Origin of the sequence: Empedobacter brevis, from assembly GCF_965118635.1 — a bacterium.
Lineage (GTDB): Bacteria > Bacteroidota > Bacteroidia > Flavobacteriales > Weeksellaceae > Empedobacter > Empedobacter brevis_A.
In genome coordinates, this window is the sequence record NZ_CBCPHV010000001.1 from 198,315 (window position 1) to 223,455 (window position 25,141).

24 protein-coding genes are annotated in these 25,141 nt (G+C 37.3%); 20 read left to right on the forward strand and 4 right to left on the reverse strand.

What is annotated here, in order from left to right; genetic code table 11:
• Positions 1-40: 40 nt before the first annotated feature.
• On the reverse strand, positions 41-886 hold the full coding sequence (locus ACMHJW_RS00935) for an RteC domain-containing protein (protein ID WP_038330900.1): 846 nt from the start codon (positions 884-886) through the stop codon (positions 41-43).
• 211 nt (positions 887-1,097) lie between these two features.
• On the opposite strand from ACMHJW_RS00935, the gene ACMHJW_RS00940 reads away from it, so the two are divergent.
• From ACMHJW_RS00940 to ACMHJW_RS01000, 13 genes are all read left to right on the forward strand, one after another.
• Complete coding sequence (locus ACMHJW_RS00940; protein ID WP_038330902.1) at positions 1,098-1,661, forward strand: helix-turn-helix domain-containing protein; 564 nt, start codon at positions 1,098-1,100, stop codon at positions 1,659-1,661.
• 89 nt (positions 1,662-1,750) lie between these two features.
• Positions 1,751-4,162, forward strand: a complete 2,412-nt coding sequence (locus ACMHJW_RS00945) for a heavy metal translocating P-type ATPase (protein WP_143884059.1) — start codon at positions 1,751-1,753, stop codon at positions 4,160-4,162.
• 87 nt (positions 4,163-4,249) lie between these two features.
• Complete coding sequence (locus ACMHJW_RS00950) at positions 4,250-5,191, forward strand: cation diffusion facilitator family transporter (RefSeq protein ID WP_143884060.1); 942 nt, start codon at positions 4,250-4,252, stop codon at positions 5,189-5,191.
• A 57-nt stretch (positions 5,192-5,248) separates the two neighbouring features.
• Positions 5,249-5,638, forward strand: coding sequence for a hypothetical protein (locus tag ACMHJW_RS00955; RefSeq protein ID WP_294930834.1), 390 nt, complete (start codon positions 5,249-5,251; stop codon positions 5,636-5,638).
• A 574-nt stretch (positions 5,639-6,212) separates the two neighbouring features.
• Positions 6,213-6,341: a four-helix bundle copper-binding protein gene (locus tag ACMHJW_RS00960; RefSeq protein ID WP_255497938.1), complete on the forward strand. Its 129-nt coding sequence runs from the start codon at positions 6,213-6,215 to the stop codon at positions 6,339-6,341.
• Positions 6,342-6,692: 351 nt separating this feature from the next.
• Positions 6,693-8,048 carry an MFS transporter gene (locus ACMHJW_RS00965; RefSeq protein WP_143884062.1) on the forward strand — a complete coding sequence of 452 codons (1,356 nt, stop codon included), beginning with the start codon at positions 6,693-6,695 and terminating at the stop codon, positions 8,046-8,048.
• Between the two features lie 206 nt (positions 8,049-8,254).
• Positions 8,255-8,509 carry a hypothetical protein gene (locus ACMHJW_RS00970; protein ID WP_413531598.1) on the forward strand — a complete coding sequence of 85 codons (255 nt, stop codon included), beginning with the start codon at positions 8,255-8,257 and terminating at the stop codon, positions 8,507-8,509.
• 174 nt (positions 8,510-8,683) lie between these two features.
• Positions 8,684-10,273, forward strand: coding sequence for an IS21 family transposase (istA, locus tag ACMHJW_RS00975; protein WP_413531599.1), 1,590 nt, complete (start codon positions 8,684-8,686; stop codon positions 10,271-10,273).
• 49 nt (positions 10,274-10,322) lie between these two features.
• Entirely contained in the window at positions 10,323-11,039 is a 717-nt protein-coding gene (istB, locus tag ACMHJW_RS00980) for an IS21-like element helper ATPase IstB (protein ID WP_413531600.1), read from the forward strand.
• Positions 11,040-11,137: 98 nt separating this feature from the next.
• A complete protein-coding gene (locus tag ACMHJW_RS00985; RefSeq protein WP_413531601.1) occupies positions 11,138-11,389 on the forward strand; it encodes a plastocyanin/azurin family copper-binding protein in 252 nt (83 codons plus the stop codon).
• A gap of 106 nt (positions 11,390-11,495) precedes the next feature.
• The gene (locus tag ACMHJW_RS00990; protein ID WP_038330917.1) at positions 11,496-11,735 is read left to right on the forward strand and encodes a heavy-metal-associated domain-containing protein; all 240 of its coding nucleotides are present in this window, start codon (positions 11,496-11,498) and stop codon (positions 11,733-11,735) included.
• Positions 11,736-11,837: 102 nt separating this feature from the next.
• Positions 11,838-12,242, forward strand: a complete 405-nt coding sequence (locus tag ACMHJW_RS00995) for a helix-turn-helix domain-containing protein (RefSeq protein WP_052217452.1) — start codon at positions 11,838-11,840, stop codon at positions 12,240-12,242.
• Between the two features lie 105 nt (positions 12,243-12,347).
• Positions 12,348-13,418 carry an iron-sulfur cluster-binding domain-containing protein gene (locus tag ACMHJW_RS01000; RefSeq protein ID WP_038330919.1) on the forward strand — a complete coding sequence of 357 codons (1,071 nt, stop codon included), beginning with the start codon at positions 12,348-12,350 and terminating at the stop codon, positions 13,416-13,418.
• 96 nt (positions 13,419-13,514) lie between these two features.
• On the opposite strand, the gene ACMHJW_RS01005 is transcribed toward ACMHJW_RS01000, so the two are convergent.
• Positions 13,515-14,063 (reverse strand): TetR/AcrR family transcriptional regulator, encoded by a 549-nt coding sequence (locus ACMHJW_RS01005; protein ID WP_052217454.1) that lies wholly within the window; start codon positions 14,061-14,063, stop codon positions 13,515-13,517.
• Positions 14,064-14,171: 108 nt separating this feature from the next.
• Here ACMHJW_RS01005 and ACMHJW_RS01010 point away from each other — a divergent pair, with 108 nt between their 5' ends.
• From ACMHJW_RS01010 to ACMHJW_RS01020, 3 genes are read left to right on the forward strand one after another with little or no spacing between them, the layout of a single operon-like run.
• Positions 14,172-15,380 (forward strand): NADH:flavin oxidoreductase, encoded by a 1,209-nt coding sequence (locus ACMHJW_RS01010; protein WP_413531602.1) that lies wholly within the window; start codon positions 14,172-14,174, stop codon positions 15,378-15,380.
• A 23-nt stretch (positions 15,381-15,403) separates the two neighbouring features.
• Complete coding sequence (locus tag ACMHJW_RS01015) at positions 15,404-17,095, forward strand: 3-ketosteroid-delta-1-dehydrogenase (RefSeq protein WP_413531603.1); 1,692 nt, start codon at positions 15,404-15,406, stop codon at positions 17,093-17,095.
• 8 nt (positions 17,096-17,103) lie between these two features.
• Positions 17,104-17,853: an SDR family NAD(P)-dependent oxidoreductase gene (locus ACMHJW_RS01020; protein WP_143884068.1), complete on the forward strand. Its 750-nt coding sequence runs from the start codon at positions 17,104-17,106 to the stop codon at positions 17,851-17,853.
• Positions 17,854-18,021: 168 nt separating this feature from the next.
• Here the strand turns inward: ACMHJW_RS01020 and ACMHJW_RS01025 are convergent, their stop codons facing one another.
• Positions 18,022-18,333, reverse strand: a complete 312-nt coding sequence (locus ACMHJW_RS01025) for a hypothetical protein (RefSeq protein ID WP_052217456.1) — start codon at positions 18,331-18,333, stop codon at positions 18,022-18,024.
• Positions 18,334-18,375: 42 nt separating this feature from the next.
• On the reverse strand, positions 18,376-18,642 hold the full coding sequence (locus ACMHJW_RS01030) for a hypothetical protein (protein WP_038330929.1): 267 nt from the start codon (positions 18,640-18,642) through the stop codon (positions 18,376-18,378).
• Between the two features lie 193 nt (positions 18,643-18,835).
• On the opposite strand from ACMHJW_RS01030, the gene ACMHJW_RS01035 reads away from it, so the two are divergent.
• From ACMHJW_RS01035 to ACMHJW_RS01050, 4 genes are all read left to right on the forward strand, one after another.
• Positions 18,836-19,399 carry a helix-turn-helix domain-containing protein gene (locus tag ACMHJW_RS01035; protein WP_038330931.1) on the forward strand — a complete coding sequence of 188 codons (564 nt, stop codon included), beginning with the start codon at positions 18,836-18,838 and terminating at the stop codon, positions 19,397-19,399.
• A gap of 223 nt (positions 19,400-19,622) precedes the next feature.
• A complete protein-coding gene (locus tag ACMHJW_RS01040; protein ID WP_177766395.1) occupies positions 19,623-20,693 on the forward strand; it encodes an efflux RND transporter periplasmic adaptor subunit in 1,071 nt (356 codons plus the stop codon).
• Between the two features lie 3 nt (positions 20,694-20,696).
• Complete coding sequence (locus tag ACMHJW_RS01045; RefSeq protein WP_413531604.1) at positions 20,697-23,813, forward strand: efflux RND transporter permease subunit; 3,117 nt, start codon at positions 20,697-20,699, stop codon at positions 23,811-23,813.
• Between the two features lie 18 nt (positions 23,814-23,831).
• Positions 23,832-25,130 carry a TolC family protein gene (locus ACMHJW_RS01050; protein WP_413531605.1) on the forward strand — a complete coding sequence of 433 codons (1,299 nt, stop codon included), beginning with the start codon at positions 23,832-23,834 and terminating at the stop codon, positions 25,128-25,130.
• Positions 25,131-25,141: the final 11 nt, after the last annotated feature.

Consider the following 25,141-nt stretch of genomic DNA (forward strand, 5'->3'; position numbering starts at 1 on the left):
GGGATGCGTATCGCTTTTAAACTCTTTATTGATGGGGTGTTTATAAGTCCTTATCCATATATTCTTCCAATGCCTGTTTCAACTGGTCTAAAAACAAGGTGCGAGAGCCTGCACGGGTTTTCATACGGTGGAATGCGTGATGCACATCGGTCAGTGGTATTCGAAACAACACTTGTGAAATAGCAGTGAGCTTCCGGATGCCTAACTTACCGTCCGAAATAGCACCAGATGCGTATAGGGCATACGTTAGCTCAATCAAAGCATTCTTGCTGTCCGTCCAAGATAGCTCTTTAATTTCGCTGGTGCTGCTGAAAAATGTATCAGAGTTTTCTTCGGGACTGATTTTGGTTAAGAGGTAGGCATATAACAGGTCGTTGGAGAGAATACGAGCTAATTTGTAATCGTAATAGGTTGAGAAAAGCGGGTCGATTTCAAACACATAACTATTAAGCCCTTCGAGGTAATTTATCTGCCCCCGTTTAAAATATTCTTGGTCTTTATCTATTCTGCCTGAACGGTAGTATCGGTAAAAGTGGGAATTGCAGATATGTTCCCTGAACTCAATCTTCAGCTCTGTTAAATGTTTCGAGAAATAGTTGCGGTAGATTTTTCCATTATTGACCGGGCACGAGGTTTCTATCCGGTACAGTTTATTATAGTAAATTAGCTTTCCGAGGATTTGGGGCTTAGTCATTTTAAAGAATTCAATCTCTTTTGCCTCGTTCTCAAATCCCGAACTTAACACATATTCTTTTGCCGAAACCAATAGCTCCTGAAGAAAGACCGTCATTTGAAAAGCTTCTTCAATTAGTCCCGAGCACGTGACTGAGAGTTTCCGTTCTTGCTCCTGAATTTCGCTAACAATATTGTTTATTGACTTTCTCATAAAGGAAGATTTTATTATCAATATCGGTATCACACAAATTTTACCAATAAATAGTAATTTAATAACCAATGTGTCCCTACAATGGGAAAGATTTTAATCGTTTTTCATCGGCGGTTTATCACTTAACCACCCATAAACGATAAATACTAAATTATTAATCATAAATTTGTATTTGTGTATTTATGTAAATTAAAAACTGACTTTGTGATATATGGGGACATTGTTTATAAAAAATATGGTCTGCAACCGTTGTATTCTCGTTGTTCAGAACGAACTCGATAAGCTCGGTTTAGAGGCTAGTAATATAAAATTGGGAGAAGTTTCTCTCGTGAAAGATCTGACTACAAAAGAACGAGAAGCAATAGAAAGTGCGTTAGATCCCTTAGGTTTTCAGGTCATTGATGACAAGAAAAGTCGCATGATTGAGAAGATAAAAAACGTTATCATTGAATTGGTACATCATCAGGACAATGACGTAAAAACAAATCTTTCCGATGTTTTAAGTGATGCATTACATAATGATTATAATTATCTTTCTAATTTGTTTTCTGATATTGAGGGTACAACTATTGAAAAATATTTTATAGCTCAAAAAGTAGAAAAAGTGAAAGAACTTTTAGTTTATGATGAGTTATCATTAAGTGAAATTGCCGATCGCATGAACTATTCAAGTGTGGCTTATCTAAGTAATCAGTTCAAGAAGGTAACAGGTCTTACACCTAGCCATTTTAAACAAATTCGAGAAGACAAACGTAAGCCTTTAGACGAGGTTTAAGTAAATCTTACAAATCAAACCCATAATTTCACAATAAATATCTATCTATTTATTGTCAATTTTGTATTGTAAAATAAAGCAATCGAAATATGGCAACAAATAAAGAAATAATTTACATACCTCTAGAGGATGTAGAAAGCGAACACTGTGCATTGATAGTCGAAAAAGGACTAGCGCAAGTAAAAGGCGTTGAAAGTCAAAAAGTTGAAATCAATAATCGCAGAGCTGCTATTACGGTTAAGGAAGAAGAAGTAGTCGCTGATGCTGTAAATGCCATAAGAGATTTAGGTTATGGTGTACCAACAGTAAAAGCTAGTTTTCCGGTTTTGGGAATGACTTGTGCTTCATGTGCAGGTAGTGCAGAAAGTGTGGTGCGTTATGTACCTGGTGTTGTTAATTCTTCTGTAAACTTTGCTACTGGAAATCTGTCTGTTGAATATTTTCCAAATATGACAGATGCCAATGCTATTCGAAAAGCTGTTCAAGCTGGAGGCTATGACTTGTTGATTGAAGATGAATCTAAACAACAAGAAACATTAGAAGCCATCCACGAAAAGAAATTCAAACAGTTAAAAAATAAAACCACTTGGGCGATCATTCTATCATTACCTGTAGTTGTTATAGGAATGTTCTTTATGGATATGCCTTATGCCAATGAAATTATGTTGGTATTTTCTACTCCGGTAGTGTTATGGATTGGTCGTGATTTTTTTATCAATGCCTGGAAGCAAACCAAAAACAAATCTGCTAATATGGATACTTTAGTAGCGTTGAGCACTGGTATCGCCTATCTGTTCAGTGTTTTCAATATGGTATTTATGGATTTCTGGATGGCAAGAGGCATTCACCCCCACGTGTATTTTGAAGCTGCAGCGGTTATTATAGCCTTCATTCTTTTAGGTAAGTTATTAGAAGAAAAAGCAAAAGGAAATACTTCGACTGCTATCAAAAAATTGATGGGATTACAGCCTAAAACCGTTATCGTCATTCAAAAAGATGGTACAGAAAAACAAACGGCTATTGAAGATGTAAATGCTGGCGATATTATTTTAGTAAAGCCAGGTGAGAAAATTGCTGTGGACGGAATGGTGATATCTGGTAACTCTTATGTAGATGAAAGTATGTTGAGTGGCGAACCCGTTCCTGTATTGAAAAAAGAGAAAGAAAAAGTATTTGCCGGAACCATCAATCAAAAAGGAAGCTTCCAATTTGAAGCCGTGAAAGTGGGTAAAGAAACTATGCTTGCACAAATCATCAGAATGGTGCAAGATGCGCAAGGTAGTAAAGCTCCAGTGCAAAAATTAGTTGATAAAATTGCAGGTATTTTCGTTCCTGTAGTAATTGGTATCGCCATTTTGACTTTCGTTTTATGGTTGATTTTAGGCGGGGACAATGGAGTTGTACAAGGTCTGTTAGCCGCCGTTACGGTATTGGTTATTGCCTGTCCTTGTGCTTTAGGATTAGCTACTCCAACTGCGATAATGGTAGGCGTTGGTAAAGGTGCAGAGAAAGGTATCTTGATTAAAGATGCTGAAAGTTTGGAATTGGCTAAAAAAGTGCAAGCTATCATTTTAGATAAAACAGGAACCATTACCGAAGGTAAGCCAGAAGTAACCGGTATTACGTGGTTGAATAATGATGATACTACTAAGAATATTTTGTTGAGTATTGAAAAACAATCAGAGCATCCATTAGCGGAAGCGGTAGTAAAAAACTTAGAAGGTACATCAACCGTAAGTTTGAGTGGATTTGACAGTATTACAGGTAAAGGTGCAAAAGCCGACTACAATAACGAAACTTACTATGTTGGAAACAAAAAGTTATTGTTTGAAAATAACATTAGTATTCCTACTCAGTTACAATCTCAAGCTGATGAATGGGGTAAAGAATCTAAAACGGTAATTTGGTTTGCCAATAGTAAAGAAGCACTTTCTGTAGTGGCTATTTCTGATAAAATTAAAGAAACTTCAGTAGCCGCAATTAAAGAATTGCAAGGTATGGGTATTGATTTATACATGCTTACAGGCGATAATGAAGCAACAGCAAAAGCTATTGCTGAGCAGACTGGAATTGGTCATTATAAAGCAGAAGTATTACCACATCAGAAAGCAGAATTTGTAAAAGAACTACAGGCCCAAGGCAAAGTAGTTGCAATGGTCGGTGACGGTATCAACGATAGTACAGCTTTGGCAACAGCCGATGTAAGTATCGCAATGGGTAAAGGTTCCGATATTGCGATGGACGTAGCAAAAATGACCATCATCTCTTCCGATTTGACTAAGATTCCACAAGCGATCAGATTGTCAAAACAAACAGTAGCTACCATCAAACAAAACTTGTTCTGGGCTTTTATTTACAACCTTATAGGTATTCCAATTGCAGCAGGTATATTGTATCCAATTAATGGTTTCTTATTGAATCCGATGATTGCAGGAGCTGCAATGGCTTTAAGTAGTGTAAGTGTGGTGAGTAACAGCTTGCGCTTGAAGTGGAAGAAGTAAATCTTACAAATCAAACAAAAAATATCGAAATAGTTTAAAACGTTTTGCTGCTGATATTTGCAGTAGCAAAACAATAATTATAAAAATATGGGACAAGAGCATAACCACTCGCATACCGCGAATAAACGGACATTAACCATCAGCTTGGTGATCATTACAGTCTATATGATTGTAGAGGTTGTTGGTGGATTGATTACGAATAGTCTTGCACTATTGGCAGATGCCGGACATATGTTGAGCGATGCTATATCTTTGTTCATTGCATTAATGGCTTTTAAATTCAGTAGCAAAATAGCCGATTATGCTAAAACCTATGGATATAAACGCTTTGAAATATTGGCAGCCGTTATCAACGGTGCAACACTAATATTGATTTCTGGATATATTATCTATGAGGCTATTGAACGTTTTCAGAGTCCGCCAGAAATCCAGTCTAGTGGGATGTTGATTGTAGCATTTATAGGATTACTGGTTAATATCTTGGTGGCCTGGATCATGATGCGTGGAGCGGATGTAAAAGAAAACCTCAATATGCGTGGTGCCTATCTGCATGTTATCAGTGATATGCTAGGATCTGTAGGTGCAATTATCGCAGCCTTACTTATTATGTTTTTCGGATGGGGTTGGGCAGATCCTTTAGCAAGTATTATCGTCTCTATCTTGGTTTTAAGAAGTGGATATCTGGTTACCAAATCATCTGTCCATGTATTAATGGAAGGAACACCTGATAATATCGAAATTGAGAAGGTAGCAGACGAAATTTTAAAAACCGATGGTGTCCAAGCTATCCACGATTTGCATATTTGGACAATTACAAGTGGGTTAAATGCGCTTACTTGTCACGCTGTGGTAGATGAACAAATGACAATTGGTCAAAGTGAGCTACTTCTTCGAAAAATAGAACATGAATTGGAACATTTAGGTATTAATCACGTAACTATTCAATTAGAGACACCCCAACATCAACATGATAATTCAATATTATGTAGTGTAAAAGCTGTTCCTTCAGCACATGACCATCAGCATTAAACTTAAAAATCATTCAATAGTACTTAAATAAGATTTAATCTTTAAAAAATAAATAAAATGAAAATGAACAAATTAATGATATCGGCTTTAGCCTCTTTAGCCATTCTCTTTACTGCTTGTGGAGGTGATACAAAAGCAGGAAAAGACGGACACGCACATACAGAAGGCGATGGACATAACCACGCTACAGAACAACAAGTTGAGAAGTCTGCCGATAAAATTGCGGCTAAAGACAGAAATGAAAAAGGTGAATTGATCGATGCCCACGGACACTTGATAACCGGTTGTCCTGGACATAAGGAAATGGTAGGATCTGAAGGCGATATGTGTCCAAAATGTGAGTATATGACGATGATTCCTATCACTTGGGATATTGCTGGGGTAGATACGGTAAGGGTAACTTCTTTACCTGATTATAATCCACCTGCAGACAAGTTGAAAAAGTAATCATTATAAGCTTTATTGTTATTACGTTTGCTAAAACGGTGGTTTCTGAAAGAGGAATTGCCGTTTTGTTTTTATTTTAATGATAATTATAAATGTAATAAACTGAAGTAATTATTTAAATGCAATTGTTTTTACATTTAATAGTGAGGTTGTGTTTTAAATTTTAATAACATTTTCTAATTCAAAAAAACAGTTAAGCAAACTGATTTTTGAGATATAACCATAAGCATTTGGTCTGTATAAAAGTTTGATTTATTGTTAATTATTTTTTTTAATTTTAACTTAAATCCGTAAATCTTACAAAAATTATAAAAAATGTTACAACTGTATTTTCATAAAGTAACAGTAATTTAGAATTTCATCTAAAAAGTTTATTATGATACAGACAAAATTCCAATCGTGTATAGAAGCCTGCCTTGACTGTGTGGCGATCTGTAACCAGTGTGCTATTGCTTGCTTAAATGAGAAAGAAGTAGCTCATCTAAAAAAATGAGAATGTGTTGCAATTTGTCAGGCAGCAGCCAATATTCTAAGTCTTGACGGTAAATTTAGTAAAGACATTTGCAAACTTTGTATGGAAATTTGCAACGCTTGTGCTGAAGAATGTGAAAAACATGTTGCTATGGGAATGGAGCATTGTAGAGAATGTGCCGAAGCTTGTAGAAAATGTGCTCAAGCTTGTGAAGAAATGATGGCAGCATAATCTAATAAGTATTTTTCGAAAAAAAAAGAGGGTATTACATCCTCTTTTTTTTATGTCTTGTACAATCAGTAAATATCATAAAACTAATAAAGAAAAGTATAATGGAAAGCTTGGTTGCAATACCGAAATTTGCAGTATAGAAGTTATAATTAAAGTAAAAACAAAATGTTGAACATTATTAATAGAATTATTTTTGGATTAACTCACTACCACAGTGAGAAATCTGATTGTTGTTGTCACTGTTGAGGACTATATTCAAACCCGATAATACACTTTACTTTTTCTGGGTTTGGCAAATACCAATCCAACTCAAATTGATAAACAATTTTTTAATTCTTACAAATATTAATAATGAAACAAAATATTCAAGAGAGTGCCCTTGAGACAGGTTTGTCCAATCACTCTAAAACTAAAATAAAAAAATCCCCAGCCATTGTTATTGCATTAGCATTTATCGTCTTAGTATTTGATGGCTATGATTTAGTAGTATACGGAACAATAGTAAAATCTATTCTAGCTTATGAAGCATGGGGGTTAACTACCGCTGAAACAGGCTCTATAAATAGTCTGGCTCTTGTGGGAATGGCAATAGGGTCACTTACTGTTGGCTACCTTACAGATTTAATTGGACGTAGAAAAGTTTTAATTGGAGCAGTCACATTTTTTTCTCTCTTTATGATTGCGACGGCGTTGGCTCCTACACCGTTTCTGTTCGGGCTTTTTCGCTTTATTTCTGGTTTAGGTCTCGGTGGTGTAATCCCTACAGCAGTAGCTACAACAGTAGAGTTTTCAAGAGCAGGGCGTAAAAATTTCAATAACGCTTTAATGTTTTCCGGTTATTCTATGGGAGGTATTTTCGCCGCATTGTTGGCTATCGGTTTAGTAGAAACAATTGGTTTCCGTGGAATGTTAGGGATCGGTGCATTGCCATTAATTACCGTTGTACCACTATTACTCTATTATCTCCCTGAAAGTCCGGTATATTTAAGATCAAAAGGTCGCATTAGAGAAGCAGATACAATTATAGCAGAATACGGCTTAACACCCATAGAACCAACTTCGCCAATTAAAAAAGAAGTTCGGCAAGTCGAAAAAAAACGCAATCCTTTATTGGCAATCTTTACAGGTCGCTGGGCATTGATTACAATTGTGTTTTTGCTCGCAGCTATTTCTGGTCAGATTTTAATCTATGGACTTAATACGTGGTTGCCTACGTTATTAACTATTGCAGGTTATTCGGCTACTTCAGCATTAACGTTCTTGTTGGTCACGAATGCTGGAGCAGTAGCAGGTTCGCTAATTGCTTCCCCATTGGCAGACAAGTTCGGAGCAAAAAGAGTTGTTTCAGCGGCATTTGCGATGGCAGGCATTGCATTATTCCTAATGGCTCTTGGCTTTAGTACAGGAGACGGTAATGGATGGTCTATGAGCCTTACTTACCTGCTTGTAGCCGTAGTTGGTTTCGGCTCCATAGGTGCACAAATTTTGTTGAATGGCTTTATCGCTACCTATTATCCCGATGCCACTCGTGGTACAGCTTTAGGTACTATCCTTGCAGTAGGTCGTATAGGTGCAGCAGTTGCAATCATTCTTGGCGGTATTCTTATCGCATCAGAACTGTCCAACTTTGCTAATTTTGCCGTGTGGGCAATACCTGCAATTCTTGGTACTATTATCGTATTGAGCATTCCAAATAGTCAAAAGTAACCTTATAAAATTAGAGGAACAGACACCCGTTGTAATAATTACAACGGGTGTTTTGCATTGCATCAACAATACAATTTTGCAATTCAGTAAATATCATAAATCTAAAAAGGAATTGCATAATATTTAGGATAACAATTGTGCTGAAATTTGCAGTATCAGATAACAATTTTAAAATTACATAGAAAATGAAAAAGTTAGTTTTAGGCTTGTCAGTAATCATATTTACTGCCTGTAACAACAATAAGAAAACAGAACAAAGTGTACAGGAAAACAATCAGCCTGTATTAGAACAAACAACTGTCCCGACAGAACAAGCAAACGAAGTTGAGTTGACCATCAGTGGCGGTGATGATATGAAATTTGATAAAACCGAACTTAAAGTAAAAGAAGGACAAACTGTAAAGCTGATTCTTAAGCATACCGGAAAAGCTCCGATTGATGGATATACTGGAGCAAGCTGACCCCTCAAAATTGAATTAGTTTTAGAAGGTCATATTTCGTTTAACGCTGATATTCCAATGCCATACTGGCGGATGTTGACCCCCTAATTTCTTTTTTCAGTTCATTGCGCTGGAGCATGCTGACCCCTTGCGAGTAGTTTTTGTTACTTAGTGATCAAACAATTTGGATCACTGATGGCTGGAAAACCAAAACGAATGAGTCAGATAAAACAATTAATCAGATTGTACCAGAGCGGCAGCGGAATAAAAACAATCGCCCGCATTCTGGGAATGAGTAAGAATACGGTGAGGTCCTATCTCAAAAAGATGGCCGAAGGCGGTTTCAATACCGAAGAGCTTCTTAAACAGGAAGATCCTTTATTGGAAAAATCGTTTCATGCCGGTAATCCTGCGTATAAAGCAGATAAGTTTGAATACCTAAAAAGCCGTCTGGATTATTACGAAAAAGAACTTAAGCGCACCGGAGTCACCAAACAATTGCTCTGGCAAGAGTATATCGAGAGTGATCCCACGGGTTACAGCTATCCCCAGTTTACCTATCATTTAAGACAGCAGCTTGTCTCCCGAAAAGGCAGCATGGTGATGGAGCACATTGCCGGAGACAAATTATATATTGACTTTTCCGGCAAAAAGCTCCATTATATCGACCGCTCAACAGGAGAACTGGTCGCCTGTGAGGTATTTGTAGCCTGTCTGCCTTTTTCAGACTATGCATTTGCCATAGCTGTATCCTCTCAGCAGACTCCAGACTTTTTGTACGCCCTGAGTTGTTGCCTGGAGGCTATGGGCGGTGTACCCAAAGCTATTGTTCCCGACAATCTGAAAGCAGCAGTGATCAAAGCAGATAAATACGAGCCGATCTTAAACCAGTCTATGGAAGACTTCGCCAACCATTACGGTACAGTTGTAGTTCCGGCCCGTGCAGGACGGCCTAAAGACAAATCACTGGTAGAGAATCAGGTAAAAATGATATACACCCGTGTTTTTGCGCCATTAAGAGACCGACAGTTCTTCGATATCCATTCGCTCAATGAAGCTATAAAGACCTGTATGCTAAAGCACAACCAGACGCGGATGCAGCAAAAGGCATACTGTCGTGAGGAGCGGTTCTTAAGTGCCGAAAAATCTACATTGGGTGAACTTCCCAGAGAACGGTTTGAGTTAAAATACTACGCTGAGCTCAAAGTTGGGGAAAATGGACACATCTACCTACAGCGCAACAAACATTATTACAGCGTACCGTTCGCCTATATCGGTACAAGGGTAAAGATCATTTACACACGTAGTATGGTATGGATCTACTGTCAGGGCAAACAGGTTGCTGCACATATACGTAGCTATCAGGACAATGCGTATACAACTGTTGCAGAACACTTGAAATCCGAGCATCAGGCCTATAAAAGCCGATCCCATGAGACATACTTAACAAGAGCAAAAGCGCATTCCGCGGAGTTCGCTGAACTACTGGAGGCTCTCTTTGAGCGCGCACGCTATCCCGAACAGTTATTCCGTACCTGTGACGGGCTGTTCAGGTTAAAGCGGGACTTCCCAAGAGAAGAGTTCGATAGGGCATGTAAGTACGTTCTTAAAAACAAGCTATATACCTACTACTACTTTAGGAATGTGCTTGAAAACGGCACGGCTAACAATCAGGAAGAGAGTTCTGTAAAAAGCTCTTTACCGGAGCATGCGAATATCAGAGGCAGAGCATATTACGCAAGTAGCCAGCCCACACTCTTTAATCAGCCAAAGAACGTGCTGTGAATATAATAACCAGGTAAAATCTGAACAGAATAACAAAAACTAGAATAAAATGAATATTGAAACACAAATGAGAGCGTTACGCTTACATGGTATGGAGCGCAATTGGAAAGCACTGAATGAAACACGACGTAGTACTGAACTCACCCTTTCAGAAGGGCTATCGCTATTGCTACAGGCAGAAGCAGATGAACGGGATGAAAAGCGGTTTGACCGTCTTAAGCAGAATGCGGGGTTCCGCTATCAGGCTTCAATAGAAGAGATAAACATGGTAGCTTCCAGAGGTCTGGACAAGGGAATGATCACTACGCTGGCTACGGGCGAGTACATCAAAAAAGGAGACCCGATACTCATCAGCGGTGCTACAGGTTGTGGAAAGAGCTTTCTCTCTTCGGCTTTAGGCCATCATGCTTGTGCCCAAGGGTATAAAGTTCTGTACTTCAACCTGCAAAAACTACTTCTGAAGACGAAAATGGCCCGACTTGAAGGCACATTACATAAGTTAATGGATAGAATATCCAAAGCAGATCTGCTGATTGTAGATGACTTCGGACTGGTAAATCTAGATCAGCAGCAGCGACTGGATCTGATGGAAATAATAGAAGATAGGCACGCTAAGGTATCGACCATAATTGCCAGTCAGTTGCCTGTGGCCAGCTGGTATGATGTCATTGGTGAGGATACTATTGCAGATGCAATACTCGATAGACTGATTCACAGCTCATATAGAATCGAGCTTAAAGGCGAAAGTCTAAGAAAAAAGAAGTAATATTGTCAGGTCATCAGTTGGACTGAATTACTAACTCGCTAGAGGGGTCAGTATGTCCAGCAGAGGGGTCAATATCACCATTATATCCAATTGAAGCAATGGGACATAATGTTGTTATTCTTGCACAAGGTACAGACTTCAATGCTTTCGCTAATGCAGCAATCAACGCTAAAGATAATGGCTATATTCCAAAAGAAATGGAAAAAGCCGTTATTACCAAAACAGATATGATTGGTGGTGGACAAACTGCCGAAATTACTTTTACTGCTCCTGCAAAAGGTTCTTATGATTTTTTATGCTCTTTCCCAGGCCACTACATCTATATGAAGGGTAAGTTCATTGTAGAATAAAATCATAATTTTAAAATCAGTAAAAGTCACAAATCTTACAAGGAATACCATAATAATAAGTATCAAATTAAGACGGAAATTTGTTAAACATTAAAAATAAGATAAAATGAAAAATTTGGAATTAAGCATACCAGACATGCAAAGTGCTCACTGCCAATCAAGAGTAAATGGAGCAATCAAAGATATTAATGGCGTTACTATTGAAAAATTAGAAGCAGGGAAACTTGCTGTTTCAATAGAGAATGATAGTGTGAAACAAGAGTTGGTCCAGGCTATTGAGAAAGCTGGCTACAAAGTAGATGGCGGAGATAGCGAAAAAACGTCAAGCTGCTCTTGCTGCGTGTAAGTTCAATATTGCTCGGGGATTTGCTGAATATATCCCTGGGCTTTTCTCCATTTACTCTTAGGGTACCAAAACAGTGTTTCCCAATCTCTAACATAAAAAGTTATGTTACATCAATTAAAATTAGGTGACTGTTCGGATGTAATAACGAAAGTACACCGGGTAGCAGATCAGATTATTCAGACCCAATTGGATACAGGTTCATCTGCTCCGTTTGCGATTCAGATAACAAGCGAACTCAATACGGATTATCAAGAACTGAACAATCTGTTTCTTTTAAAATGTGATGTCAGCCTTGAAATTATATTTACAAAGCGAATAATTGAAAAGGTAAAAGAATTGCTGGTATATACCGAGCAAACTATCACGCAAATTGCAAAATCGTTAGGTTATAAAAAAGCTTCGGAGCTTACCGAGCAATTAAAGACCTATACAGGATTAACGTCTGCCCATTTCAAACAGATAAGAAAAAACAAGCTGGCAATTATCAGAAGACAGCAAGAAAAGTAAAACGAAATTTAATTATCAAATATCATGTTTTGATGAACCTCTCTTTGTGAACAACAAGTAGAGGTTTCCTTTTAAAGATAACAAAGCAGATAGAAATTATTTAAAATGAAGAAATTTACGTGGCGAACCCATAAAACTGTGAAGGAAACACAGGATACTCTGACCATATACTTTGAAACAGATCAACAACAATTTTCCTACTTGCCTGGTCAGTATCTAAACATCAGATGCAACATAGATGGAGAGATGGTAATTCGCTCGTATTCATTTAGTTCCAAACCCTCAGATCCTAATCCAGCTATTACTGTAAAAAGAGTAACTGGAGGAAAAATGAGTAACTATATTTTTGAAAATGCAGACCAAATAGAAATATGGGAAATTGAAGCACCGTTTGGGAATTTTGTTTTGGAAGATACAATAGCTGGACAATCCAAAATAGTTCTTTTGGCCGGTGGTAGCGGTATCGCACCTTTATTCTCTATGCTCAATAGTATTGATAGTAGTCGTCAAATTCCCTTACTGATATACAGTAATAAAACGCCAAGTGAAACTATTTTTTATAATGAACTGGAAACTTTAGAGATAAATGAAAGTCTCGAAATATGCTATTCCTTTACTTCCCCCGAATTTATCTCTACTAAAATCAATCATATTGCAGGACGATTCTCTCTATTGGTACTTCGTTCCATAATCAAACGACTTGTTCCTGAAATAAACGATGCCCATTACTACATTTGTGGACCTACCGGCTTAATGGATTTATATAAAAATGCCTTAACAGGACTGAATATTCCAGAAGAAAATATTCATTTGGAATATTTCGACCCAGTTCCAGTTGATGTGGGAGATTTGGAAACTGACGGTGTTGTAAAAGATGTGATTGTAAATTACTATGAGGACTACTACGAGAATGATGAAAAGCAGACCTATGAATGCACATCACTCATTGAGGTGCAGCCGAAGCAATCTCTTTTGGATGCAATGAAAGAGCATCATATCAAAGTAGCGAGTTCCTGCAAAAACGGAACCTGTGGGGCTTGTTGGGCAGTAAAAACAGATGGCGAAGTACGGATGCTCCATAATGGGGCTCTGACAGAACAGGATATTGCCGAGGGAATAATTTTATTGTGCCAAAGCTATCCGACAAATGCGGATGTATGTGTAACTGTATCGTGAATAAGAAAAACGATATTGATTAAATAATATGCTGTTAAGCCTTTAATTTGATATTAAAATACTGACGACATATCGAAATAGCTAGAGATGTGCAACTTACTCTTTTGTAACTACTTTAATTCCGTTCATAAGCAATTCTAATGTTCGCTCAATGGCAGATTGACCAGACATCTGAACATATGCAACTGCGCCACCTACCATTGATATTAATATCAGTAAATCTTTTTCACAACAAAAGTCATCTCGTAATAAGTTGCTATTTTTTGCGAGTTGAATTGGTTTTTCGAAAATCTCAAACAATCTGGAAGAAGTCAAGGTTTGTTCCTGTCCGTTGATATAAGGTAAAAAGTTATGATATTCCACCCGTTGTATCAATACCTTTTTTAACAACAGATAGAATCCATTTTTGTTTTCTTGCAATGCTTTAGCGTATAAATCAAGTTGATCTAGATTGTAATGAAATACTGCCGACACAAGAGCTTCCCGATCCGGAAAATGACGATAAAAAGTCATTCTGGAAACATCAGATTCTTTGGCAATTTCAGTCAATGGAATATCTATTCCTTTCTCCATGAATAGATTCAAAGCAGTTTTTACAATTTTTACTTTATTTTGAACAGAATCGGATCTAGCTTTCAAATTCATATAATGATTTTAATTGGTGCAAAATTAATAATTTTTTAAATGTTACACTATGTAACATTTATTTGTTATTTGTTTATCTTTGATAAGAAACAATAACTTCAATATCCTATGAATGCAATTAATCCTGATAAAGTATTTTCACCCACAAAACTAGGACCTATTATTCTTCCGAATCGGGTTATAAAAGCGGCAACTAGTGAAGGTAGAAGCCCTGACGGAAAAGTTACACAAGCATTAATAGACTTCCATGTGGGCTTTATACAAGGAGGGGTTGGTATGACAACTATTGCCTACTGCGCTATTTCCGCAGAAGGTTTTGCAGCACCGGGAGAAATTTTGATGATTCGTGAAAATATTTCAGGCCTCAAACAATTTACGCAGGCGATGCATAAGGCTGGCGGAAAAGCCTCCGCACAGTTAGGGCATGCCGGTCCCGTGGCCACCAAACAAATCACAGGTGTACAACCAATCGCTCCGTCAAGGTTTAGAAGTCCTTCTAGTTTTCAGGTTTGTCGTGAAATCGGCCGAGAGGAAATGAAAACCATTATCAGGCAATTTGCGGATGCCGCAGAAGTTGCTGCCGATGCCAATTTTGATGCGATCGAACTTCATTTTGGGCATTTGTATCTGGTATCTTCTTTTTTCAGTCCTTGGATCAACAAAAGAAAAGATGAATATGGCGGTTCTATTGAAAATCGTACACGTTTTGCAAAAGAAATCCTTCTTGCCGTAAAAGAAAGGGTGAAAGACCGTTTGGCAATTATTGTTAAAATGTCTATGGATGATGGTATTAAAAACTCAATCTGGTTAGATGAGTCCACACAAACAGCAAGAATTCTGGACGAAACAGGCGCTGTTGATGCGTTTGAGTTAACGATGGGATCTTCGGTAAAAAATCAAATGTATCTGTTCAGAGGTGAAACTGATTTAGAGGGCATGTCAAAAACACAGAAAGGAATTTTCAGATTGGGGGTAAAATGGTTTGGAAAATTAGTGTTAGGTGAATACCCGTACGAACATCTTTATATGCTTAAATCGGCTCGGCAATTCCAGACAGTAGTGAAAAAAGCTCAACTGATTTTGTTGGGAGGAATTAATGATTATGTGCATTTGCAAACGGCTATGCAGGAAGGTTTTGACTTTGTTGCGATGGGAAGGGCATTACTTCGCGAGCCCGATATCATCAATAAATTAAAAGATAATCCGTTGGGAAGAGGAAGATGTATTCAATGCAATAAATGTATGTCTACTGTTTTTCAGACAACCAACTGTGTTTTTATACCCAAATACGCCACTTCTTCTAAACTACCTGTATAAATTATAATTAAAAAAGACTGAATATGAGCAAGAAAGAAATAATCCCGGGGCCAACAGCCACAGATATTACCGTAGATTTGGTAGTTGTAGGTTCGGGAACCGGTATGGCAGCTGCACTAGCAGCCCATGAATTAGGATTAAAAGTATTAGTTATCGAAAAAACAGCTTTGGTTGGTGGCTCTACTGCACGCTCCGGTGGTGCATTTTGGATACCGGCAAATCCTGTTTTGAAACAAGATGGTTCCGATGATACATTGAAAGATGGAGAAACATATTTAACGAATTTAGTTGGAGATAATGCTCCTAAATCCCGTTGGGAAAACTTCTTGCAAAATGGTTCAGCAGCAGTAGAAATGTTGGAGAGAACCACGCCTATGAAATTCTTTTGGGCAAAAGGATATTCAGATTATTTTCCAGAAGTTGTAGGTGGTAAAGTCTTAGGAAGAACCTGCGAATGTCGTCCTTTCAATATGAACTTATTAGGAAAAGACACAGCAAGGTTTCGCCCCGGTCAACTTGAGGCACCTGTACCAGTTCCAGTGACAGGTTACGATTACAAATGGCTCAACTTAATGACAAAAACACCATTTAAGTCTATACCGATTATGCTGAAAAGAGGAATTCAGGGAATTGGCGGATTGTTGATTGGAAAACGATTAGTTGGTGGTGGTCAGGCACTGGCTTCAGGGATGTTTGCTGGTTTGCTTCGGTCAGGTGTACCGGTTTGGACCAATACTTCAATTACAGAATTATTGTTTGATGGTGATAAAGTAACTGGAATAAAAGCGGTTCAAAACGGAAAATTGGTTCAGATAAATGCGACGAAAGGTGTGGTTTTGGCAGGAGGCGGATTTGATCATAATATGCTAATGCGCCACCAATACCAATCTCCCTCTTTAAAAAATGTAAGTTTAGGTAGCGAAGGCAATACAGGTGATACCATTCTGTTAGGAGAAAAGATTGGAGCAGAAATTACCAATATGACTTCAACATGGTGGTTTCCTGCTATAGCTCCATTAACAGAAGAAGGCGAACCACAAGTATTATTGGCAGAGCGTTCGCTTCCGGGATCATTTTTGGTAAACTATACGGGAAAAAGGTTTATAAACGAAGCGGTGGATTATATGAGTTTTGGACAAATCGTTTTAGAACAGGAAAAGTATGGAACGCCTATAAAAGATATGTGGTTGATTTTTGATCAGAACTACAGAAATAGTTATCTGCTTGCCGGCACACTTTTTCCGGGAATGAAAATTCCACAAGAGTGGTTTGATGCAAAAATTGCTTTTACGGCTGAAAATGCATCTGAACTGGCTCAAAAAGTGGGATTACCTGTCGAAGCGTTTACGGAAACATTTGGCAGGTTCAACACCATTGCAGCTACAGGAAAAGATACCGATTTTGGAAAAGGCAACAGCGCTTACGACCGTTATTATGGAGATCCAACACAAATGCCTAATAATTGTCTTCGACCGCTTTCTGGAAAATTATATGCGGTAAAAATCGTTTTATCAGACTTGGGAACATGCGGTGGAATGATGACAAACGAACATGGACAAGTATTGAAAACCAATCAGGCCGCTTTCCAGGGCTTGTACGCTTTGGGAAATAATGCCTCAAATATTTTTGGAAATAAATATCCCGGAGCTGGCGGAACCATCGGGCAGGGATTGGTATTTGGTTATATTATAGCACATCACGCAGCAAAAAAATAATAAGATATATGAGACTAAATAATAAGGTAGCAATAATAACTGGGGCAGCTTCCGGAATGGGGGAAGCTATGGCTTATTCTTTTGCCAAAGAAGGAGCAAAAGTAGTAGCGACCGATATTCAAAAAGATAAATTAGAAACTATTGTACAAAAAATCAAATCAGATGGTGGTGATGCCATTGCTCTAGTACATAACGTATCAAAACGGGAAGACTGGTTTGAAAAAGTACTTCCAGAAACAATCAGCGTTTTTGGAAAACTGGATATTTTAATCAATAATGCTGGGATTTCAGTGGCAGTTCCTTTTGAAGATCAAACCGAAGACACCTGGAAAAAAGCATATGACATCAACATAAACAGCGTGATGCTGGGAATGCAGGCCGCACTACCACACCTGAAAGAAAGAGGCGGGAGTATCGTGAACATTTCGTCTATTGCCGCTTTAACCGGAATGTCAGGTCCCGGAGTTTATACGGCTTCCAAAGGTGGGGTTTCAGCAATTACCAGAGCAGCCGCCGTGGATTTCGGACCTTTTGGAATTAGAGTAAATGCCATTAATCCGGGCTATATCTTAACACCTATGAGCGAGGCATTTTTGAATAGTCCAGACTATCAAGCCTATTTTTTAGGAATTATTCCGATGAAAAAATTGGGAATGGCTGAAGATATTTCGAATGCTGCATTATTCTTGGCATCAGAGGAAGCAAAATACATTACAGGAGTAAATTTACCAGTAGATGGTGGAACAACAATCAAATAATGTATCCCTATATTAATATTCAAAAGCCAGGTTACAACAATTTAACCTGGCTTTTTTATCTTCTCATTTATCAAAAAGTTATGTTAATAGTATTGTTTATTAAACAAGAACATAATTTTTTCTAATAACTTTCTATTAGGTCCTTAAATCAAATTGAAAATACAATTTCTACTCATTTTTAAGGGATAATTTCCTAAGCATCGCAGCACTCATTCCATCTGTATAAGCACCGTAAGCAGTGACCAAAATTCCCTTTAAGCCATCTTTTGAGGCTATTCCATAAACAGTAGATTCATCACTGGGGTTGCTATCTCCCTCATATCGGTAGACTTGCTCAATTTCAAAGTCATCAATAGTATATTTATTGTTGCCACAAATTAAGCAGTTGTCTTCAAGATTAAAATCTACATCGTAACCTTCCTTGCGAAGATTTTCAATCGCTACCAACACTGTGGCATATTTGTACATTACATTTGTCATATCATAATATTATTAAGTTACTATTATCCTATCGCTGTACTTTTAGAAATCCTCCTGCAACAAATCTTTTAATTTTCGGTGTTGTACGGACAAGTCAGCATACATTATTTTTAATCGGCTATTTTCTTCGTTTAAATTTACCAATTCTAAAAGGATATCGGATCTTAAATCCTTATATTTTGATTTCAATTCAAAAATATTTGTACCATATATACCATATTTCTCAAAAAGTTCCAGACCGGTTTTACCTGCGTTATAATCTTTCAATATATCTAAAACTGGATGTTCGTTTATTTCTTTACTATTCATTTTAATGGATATTGTCTATTACAAAATTCGTTATGATTAATGGTACTGGATATATACTTTTCCTTGATTAGTTTATGATATTTAATGTTGTTGAATATACTTTCTTAAAATATCACAAAAGAAAACCGAAATATCATAAAGTCTTATTTTTAGTAAATGCTGAATTTTGTTTTTTAAATATAATATAGAGCTTATGACACTGTTAATAAAAGGAATGGTGTGCAATAGATGTATGTATGTTCTTGAAAAAGAGTTAACTATTTTGGGTTTTGAAGTAGTGGATGTAAAACTAGGAGAAGCGATAATAAAAGATACAGTAGCTTTTTCGCAAAAACTGGGAGCAATCGAAGCGATGCTGAAAAGTAATGGCTTTGAATTAATGTATAATAAAAACCAAAAAGCAATAAACAATATTAAAGAGTTGGTTGATAATGGTATTAATATGCAATTGGAAAGTGGAATACCTACAAAATTTACAGCTCTTATAAGTAATAAGTTAAACAAGAATTACGATACACTGAGTGCATTGTTTTCTTCAGAAGAAGGAATAACACTTGAAAAGTACATTATTCACTGTAAGATTGAAAAAGTAAAAGAACTTTTGATGAATACAGAAATGTCTTTGACCGAGATTGCTAATGTATTAGGTTATAGTAGTCAGGCATACCTTTCCAATCAATTGAAAAAGCATACAGGCTTTACATCAAGCTATTTTAAACAGCTAAAGGATAGGGATAATCAAACTTTGATTCTTTAAATCAAAAGACTGAATTATTCACGTCCTGTTATTTAAGTTAAATGTAACTGTGAAGAGCTACTGATCATTCAGTAGCTCTTCGTTTTATGTCAATTATTACACCTTATGAAAAGTAAATTTCACAACTTTTAGCGGTCATTTCGTATAGCTGTTTGTATGTTGTAAACCGACCTTTGTCCCTGAAATCTAAAGTTAAAATAAACGTAACAAAATAAATGTAAAGATGAAAACAGGTAAAATAGGTTTACTATTCCTTTTCCTAATAGGGATAGGTTTGATACAGAGTTGTAAACAAAAAGAAGAAAAACAATTAAAAGATGAGCCTCCGGTTGTAACAGTAGGTACGATCCAAAGTTCAGAAACAGAAGAATCTGTTGTTTATTCAGGTTCCATCGTTCCAGATAATATGACCACCGTGAGCTTCGCTGTTCCCGGAACAATCAATAATGTGAGTGTCAATGAAGGTCAAAAAGTTAGTAAAGGACAGTTTTTAGCAAGTATAGATGCTACAGAATATGAAGCGGCCTTGCAAATAGCCAATGCTACATTAGAACAGAGCGAGGATGCATTCAGAAGGTTTGATGAATTGTATAAAAAAGGAAGTTTTCCTGAAAAAGATTACATCGATATCAAAACTAAAGTTGCACAGGCACAGGCAAATAAAAAAATTAATAAAAAGCGTATTGCCGACAGCCGTTTAATGTCGCCTACTAATGGAATAATTACAGTTAAATCAGCTGAAATCGGAGGTATGGCAGCACCAGGAGTACCGGCTTTTACAATTGTTAAAACAGATCTTGTATACGCTCAATTCTCAGTACCTGAAAGCGAAATAGGAAACTTCAAACAAGGTATGCAGGTAGAAGTAAACATACCTACACTGCAACAAAATTTCACCGGTAAAATTACAATTATCAATCCTGTGGCTGATGAAATTTCCAAAGCATATACTTTAAAAGTACGTCTTGACAATTCAAAAGGTGTTTTAATGCCTGGGATGATTAGCGAAATATTTGCAGGTATTCCGGCTAAAGTTAAACAAGTGCGTGTACCACTTACAGCTATCATAAACAATGTTGATAAAATCCCTCACGTGTATGTGATAGACAAAAATAGCAATGCAAAACTGACAAGGGTTACTGTTGGTAAAATTGCAGGCGATGAGGTTATAATAACCAACGGACTTGATGAAAATCAAACTATTATCCTTGCCGGGCAAAATAATGTAAAGGACGGACAAAAAGTAAAAACCGAAACAGCTTCAGTAAATACAACTGCTTCAAAAACAGAATAATTTATGAAAAAAAAGATAAACCTCGTTGAGGCGGCAATGAAATATCCACAGGTACCGATAGCGATTACCGTTATCATGGTGCTTGCAGGTTTGATTTCATTATTGACAATGCCAAGGAGTGAAGACCCGCGTATAACAGTTAGACAAGGGCTTGTCGTTGCTTTTTATCCAGGAAGTGACGAAGAACAGATGGAGAAAGAAGTAACGGATAAACTGGAACAATATCTGTTCGGTTTTGAAGAAATAAAGAAGGAAAAAACACATTCAGAAAGTAAACCTGGACAGGTTGTAATCACAGTTGAATTACAGGACTATGTCAAGGATACTAAAAAATTCTGGAATACTTTACAGCACGGTTTAGATGCCAATATGCCTTTGATACTTCCGCGAGGCGTACAAGGGCCGTATGTGAACAGTGATTTTGGTGACGTGGTGGTTCAGATGATTGCTGTGTCTGCACCAGGACGTACATATGCCGAATTGGAAAATTATCTGGATGAATTGGAAGACGGTATTAAAACGATTCCTCAAGTTTCAAAAATAAAACGTTACGGAGGTCAGAAGCAACAGATATATGTCACACTTCGTGAAGATGTATTAAAACAATATGGTTTTGGCATCAATGAAATTGCTTCCACATTGAGCCAGCAGAATGTTACGATCCCAAGTGGAGATATTGAAATTGACAAAAATCGCTTATTGATTTTTACAGATGCTCAGTACCAAAATGAAAATGAAATCGGCAATCTGATTGTATATAGTTCTCCTCAAGGTGGTAATATCCGTTTGCAAGATATTGCCAAAATAGAACGAAGATATGAAGACCTAAAAAGTAAAATTACTGTAGCTGGTAATGATGTAATGATGCTTACTGTAGAGATGCAACCTGGTCAGAATATTGTTGACTTAGGTAAAGCATTGACCCAAAAAGTAACAGAAGTAAAAGAAGTTTTACCTGCAGATGTACAGGTCAATACCATTGTAGATCAGCCTGCTGTAGTAGATATGAACTTAGGGCATTTCTTTATTGAGTTTGCAATTGCCATTGGAGCCGTTATTCTGGTGGTAATGATTTTGCTTCCGTTTAGAGTAGCTACTATTTCTGCTATTGCGGCACCTGTAACCATTTTGGCAACATTTGCCATTCTGAATATGATAGGTGTAGAAATGCACCAGGTTAGTTTAGCTGCATTGATTATTGTACTTGGAATGGTCGTCGATGATGCCATAATTGTCGTAGACAACTATATAGAGAAAGTAGATGAAAAAGTACCATCATGGACTGCTGCCTGGCAAAGTGCAACACAGCTTATGGTTCCGATATTCACTGCGACACTTACTATTGTTCTATCATTCTTACCATTAGCATTTACACTAACAGGAATGACACGAGAGTTCGTACAATGGATACCAATTACGGTTAGTATAGCCTTGGCAGTTTCATTCTTAGTCGCGTTGTTTCTTACACCATATATGTGTTATCATTTCCTTAAAAAAGGATTGAAAAACCATGATGCACAAAAACCTAAAAAACGGAATTTCTTAGATAGAATGCAGGATGGTTTTGACAGAGCTATAGAGTTCTGTATGAAATATCAGAAAACGACTTTGTTTGCAGGTCTGGCGATTTTCTTCCTTTCATTTGTGGTAGGAAGCCAAGTGAAAACCGAGTTTTTCCCAATTGTGGAAAGAAATCAATTTAATCTTGAATTGTGGATGGACAACGGTACAAATATTCACGAAACAGAAGCAGCGGTTAAAAAGATTGAAAAGGAAATCGCAGGAGACAAGCGTATTGTTACCACAGCAAGTTTTATTGGTACAAGTTCACCACGATTTTATTCAACATATTCACCGGAAAACCCGCGAGAAAATTTTGCGCAAATATTTATCAATACAGAAAGTAATGATGCTACAAATGAAATGATAGATGAATATGTTCAAAAATTCAATAATTTCCTGCCAAATGGATATGTCCGCGTTAGACAGTTAAGTAAAAAACAACAGCCTGCTCCGATTGAGATCCGTGTGATTGGTAAAGATATTACGCAACAGAAAAAAGTAGCCAAAGAAGTAGCGACAATACTAGAAAACACAAAAGGAGCAAATTGGGTACGTACAGATTATCAGGATGATTATGTAGGCCTTAAGGCTGTGGTAAAAGAAGATATCGCGTTGCGATTAGGTGTTACCAAAGCACAGATTGCACAGGCTTTAGGTGCTAAAATAAAAGGTTTTCCTATATCACAAATGTGGGAAGGTAACAAAGCCATAGATATACTATTGCGTACGGACGAAGCTGACAGGCAAGATCTGGATGCTTTGGGAAATATGTACATCACCTCATCATTTGGAGCTAAAGTACCTTTAAAACAAGTAGTGGATTTACAACCTTCATGGCATACGGGAGCTATTGTACACCGTAACGGATTGCGAACATTAACTGTTTCTTCTGAAGCACAATTGGGTAGAAAACCTGCTGAAGTGTTCGCCGAGGCACAACCGAAAATCGATAGCTTAGAACTACCAAAAGGAGTTAAAATTGCCTATGGAGGAGAGTATGAAGATGGTCTGGAAAGCGGTCCTAAAATGGGAAAAGCTTTTATGATAAGTTTCGTGTTGATATTCTTAGTTCTGCTATTCCAATTCAAACGAGTGGGCAAAGTGTTCATCGTACTGGCATCATTCCCATTGAGTTTACTTGGAGCGATGCTGGGATTATTTCTTACAGGTTATGAATTTGGTTTTATGGCAATTATCGGTATTACAGCCTTATTGGGTATTGTAGTTCGAAACGGAATTATCCTTGTAGACTACGCTGATGAATTGGTGCGTGATCATGGACATACGATTAAAGAGGCAGCTCTATTAGCGGCTAAGCGAAGAATGAGACCCATTTTTCTTACTTCTATGGCAGCAGCTATTGGATTGATCCCGCTAATGTCGAGTGGTTCTCCCGAATGGGGGCCGATCTCGAGTACAATATCAATAGGTATTTTAGTCTCTATGGTTACTACCTTATTTATAGTTCCGGTATTGTATAGCAGATTCGTAAAACCGTCAAAGAAATCCTTGAATAAAGGTATACACGAGAAATATGATTTTCATCACGAAAGTTAATTGACAAAAAAATAAATCATGTTACAAAGAAAATATAAAATATTCGTAAAAGCTTTTGTATTTGCTCTTGCTGTTTTACAGGGAACAGATAACCTGTTTGCCCAACAGCAATTGAGCCTTGCAGAAAGTAAAGAGCTTGCATTGAAAAACAATCACAGGATTGGTAAAGCCAGAGAAGACGTAACTGCTTCCAGATCAGAGAAACAAATAGCAGACGTAACGGCAAAACCCAAAATAGATGCTTCTGCAACTGCATTTTACTTTGGTGAGCCTTTAAATACAATGCTTCCTGAGTACGGTTTCGCCCCAATGGTAAGTGTTACTCAGCCTATTTATACAGGAGGAAAGATTAAGTACGGTAAACAAATGGCGGAAACCAATATAGAGATGAGCAATGCTCAGCAGAGATTGGTCGAAGACGATGTGTTGTTAGCTACCGAAACTGCCTATTGGATTGTAGTACAGGCTAAAGAAGAAATAAAAATGGAGAAACAAGTTAAAAGACAGTTAGCTTCCCATTATACTTTTTTAAATAATCAATTCCAGGCAGGTATTATTTATAAAAATGATGTGCTTCGGGCAAAAGTACTTCAAAATGAAAATGAAGCTCGATTACAGGCGGCTGAGAACAAACTAATATTAGCCAAAAAAAGATTAATCCAGTTAACTGGAATAGAAGAACAAACGGATATTGATGTAGTTGGTTCATTGAGTGATGATGAATTTAGAAACTATGAGATGTTACAAAGCGTACAAGTAAATCGTCCTGAAGTAGACTTAGCCACAAGTGCCATAAAAATGAGTGAACTTACAAAGAATATGCTCAGAGCCGATCTAAAACCGACAGTTGGCTTATCACTTAACGGAATGGCTGCCTTTGGAAAAGAAGGTATTAATTTTGGAGATCCAACCAAAAACAGTATGCTTACTTATTTCGGAATGTTAAGCGTAAAGATTCCCGTATTCGATTGGGGAAGTAAGCGAGAGAAAGTAAAGCAACAGGAAGCTAACATACGTTCGGCAGAATATGGATTGAGAGAACTTCAAAGCCAGATTAATGTGGAGATAGAACAAGCAACACTTAACCTTCAACTGCAGGCAAACAATATAGATTTAATGCAGGCTTCACTAATTGAAGCTGATGAAAATCTAAAATTAAGTAATGATCGTTTTCAAGCAGGAACTATCACTGGAGAAGATGTATTAATAGCAGAAACACTTTGGCAGCGTGCGTATAGCAGTATGCTTGATGCAAAAGTAAGATACAAAATTGCTGAAGCTGTTTATCACAAAGCCATCGGACAAATAAAACAGTAGTCATTAACAAT

What these genes read in the sequence shown, in the direction of transcription:
- ACMHJW_RS00935 (WP_038330900.1), bottom strand. Translation starts at nt 886, where the DNA reads ATGAGAAAGTCAATAAACAATATTGTTAGCGAAATTCAGGAGCAAGAA.
- ACMHJW_RS00940 (WP_038330902.1), top strand. Translation starts at nt 1,098, where the DNA reads ATGGGGACATTGTTTATAAAAAATATGGTCTGCAACCGTTGTATTCTC.
- ACMHJW_RS00945 (WP_143884059.1), top strand. Translation starts at nt 1,751, where the DNA reads ATGGCAACAAATAAAGAAATAATTTACATACCTCTAGAGGATGTAGAA.
- ACMHJW_RS00950 (WP_143884060.1), top strand. Translation starts at nt 4,250, where the DNA reads ATGGGACAAGAGCATAACCACTCGCATACCGCGAATAAACGGACATTA.
- ACMHJW_RS00955 (WP_294930834.1), top strand. Translation starts at nt 5,249, where the DNA reads ATGAAAATGAACAAATTAATGATATCGGCTTTAGCCTCTTTAGCCATT.
- ACMHJW_RS00960 (WP_255497938.1), top strand. Translation starts at nt 6,213, where the DNA reads ATGGAAATTTGCAACGCTTGTGCTGAAGAATGTGAAAAACATGTTGCT.
- ACMHJW_RS00965 (WP_143884062.1), top strand. Translation starts at nt 6,693, where the DNA reads ATGAAACAAAATATTCAAGAGAGTGCCCTTGAGACAGGTTTGTCCAAT.
- istA (WP_413531599.1), top strand. Translation starts at nt 8,684, where the DNA reads ATGGCTGGAAAACCAAAACGAATGAGTCAGATAAAACAATTAATCAGA.
- istB (WP_413531600.1), top strand. Translation starts at nt 10,323, where the DNA reads ATGAATATTGAAACACAAATGAGAGCGTTACGCTTACATGGTATGGAG.
- ACMHJW_RS00985 (WP_413531601.1), top strand. Translation starts at nt 11,138, where the DNA reads ATGGGACATAATGTTGTTATTCTTGCACAAGGTACAGACTTCAATGCT.
- ACMHJW_RS00990 (WP_038330917.1), top strand. Translation starts at nt 11,496, where the DNA reads ATGAAAAATTTGGAATTAAGCATACCAGACATGCAAAGTGCTCACTGC.
- ACMHJW_RS00995 (WP_052217452.1), top strand. Translation starts at nt 11,838, where the DNA reads ATGTTACATCAATTAAAATTAGGTGACTGTTCGGATGTAATAACGAAA.
- ACMHJW_RS01000 (WP_038330919.1), top strand. Translation starts at nt 12,348, where the DNA reads ATGAAGAAATTTACGTGGCGAACCCATAAAACTGTGAAGGAAACACAG.
- ACMHJW_RS01005 (WP_052217454.1), bottom strand. Translation starts at nt 14,063, where the DNA reads ATGAATTTGAAAGCTAGATCCGATTCTGTTCAAAATAAAGTAAAAATT.
- ACMHJW_RS01010 (WP_413531602.1), top strand. Translation starts at nt 14,172, where the DNA reads ATGAATGCAATTAATCCTGATAAAGTATTTTCACCCACAAAACTAGGA.
- ACMHJW_RS01015 (WP_413531603.1), top strand. Translation starts at nt 15,404, where the DNA reads ATGAGCAAGAAAGAAATAATCCCGGGGCCAACAGCCACAGATATTACC.
- ACMHJW_RS01020 (WP_143884068.1), top strand. Translation starts at nt 17,104, where the DNA reads ATGAGACTAAATAATAAGGTAGCAATAATAACTGGGGCAGCTTCCGGA.
- ACMHJW_RS01025 (WP_052217456.1), bottom strand. Translation starts at nt 18,333, where the DNA reads ATGACAAATGTAATGTACAAATATGCCACAGTGTTGGTAGCGATTGAA.
- ACMHJW_RS01030 (WP_038330929.1), bottom strand. Translation starts at nt 18,642, where the DNA reads ATGAATAGTAAAGAAATAAACGAACATCCAGTTTTAGATATATTGAAA.
- ACMHJW_RS01035 (WP_038330931.1), top strand. Translation starts at nt 18,836, where the DNA reads ATGACACTGTTAATAAAAGGAATGGTGTGCAATAGATGTATGTATGTT.
- ACMHJW_RS01040 (WP_177766395.1), top strand. Translation starts at nt 19,623, where the DNA reads ATGAAAACAGGTAAAATAGGTTTACTATTCCTTTTCCTAATAGGGATA.
- ACMHJW_RS01045 (WP_413531604.1), top strand. Translation starts at nt 20,697, where the DNA reads ATGAAAAAAAAGATAAACCTCGTTGAGGCGGCAATGAAATATCCACAG.
- ACMHJW_RS01050 (WP_413531605.1), top strand. Translation starts at nt 23,832, where the DNA reads ATGTTACAAAGAAAATATAAAATATTCGTAAAAGCTTTTGTATTTGCT.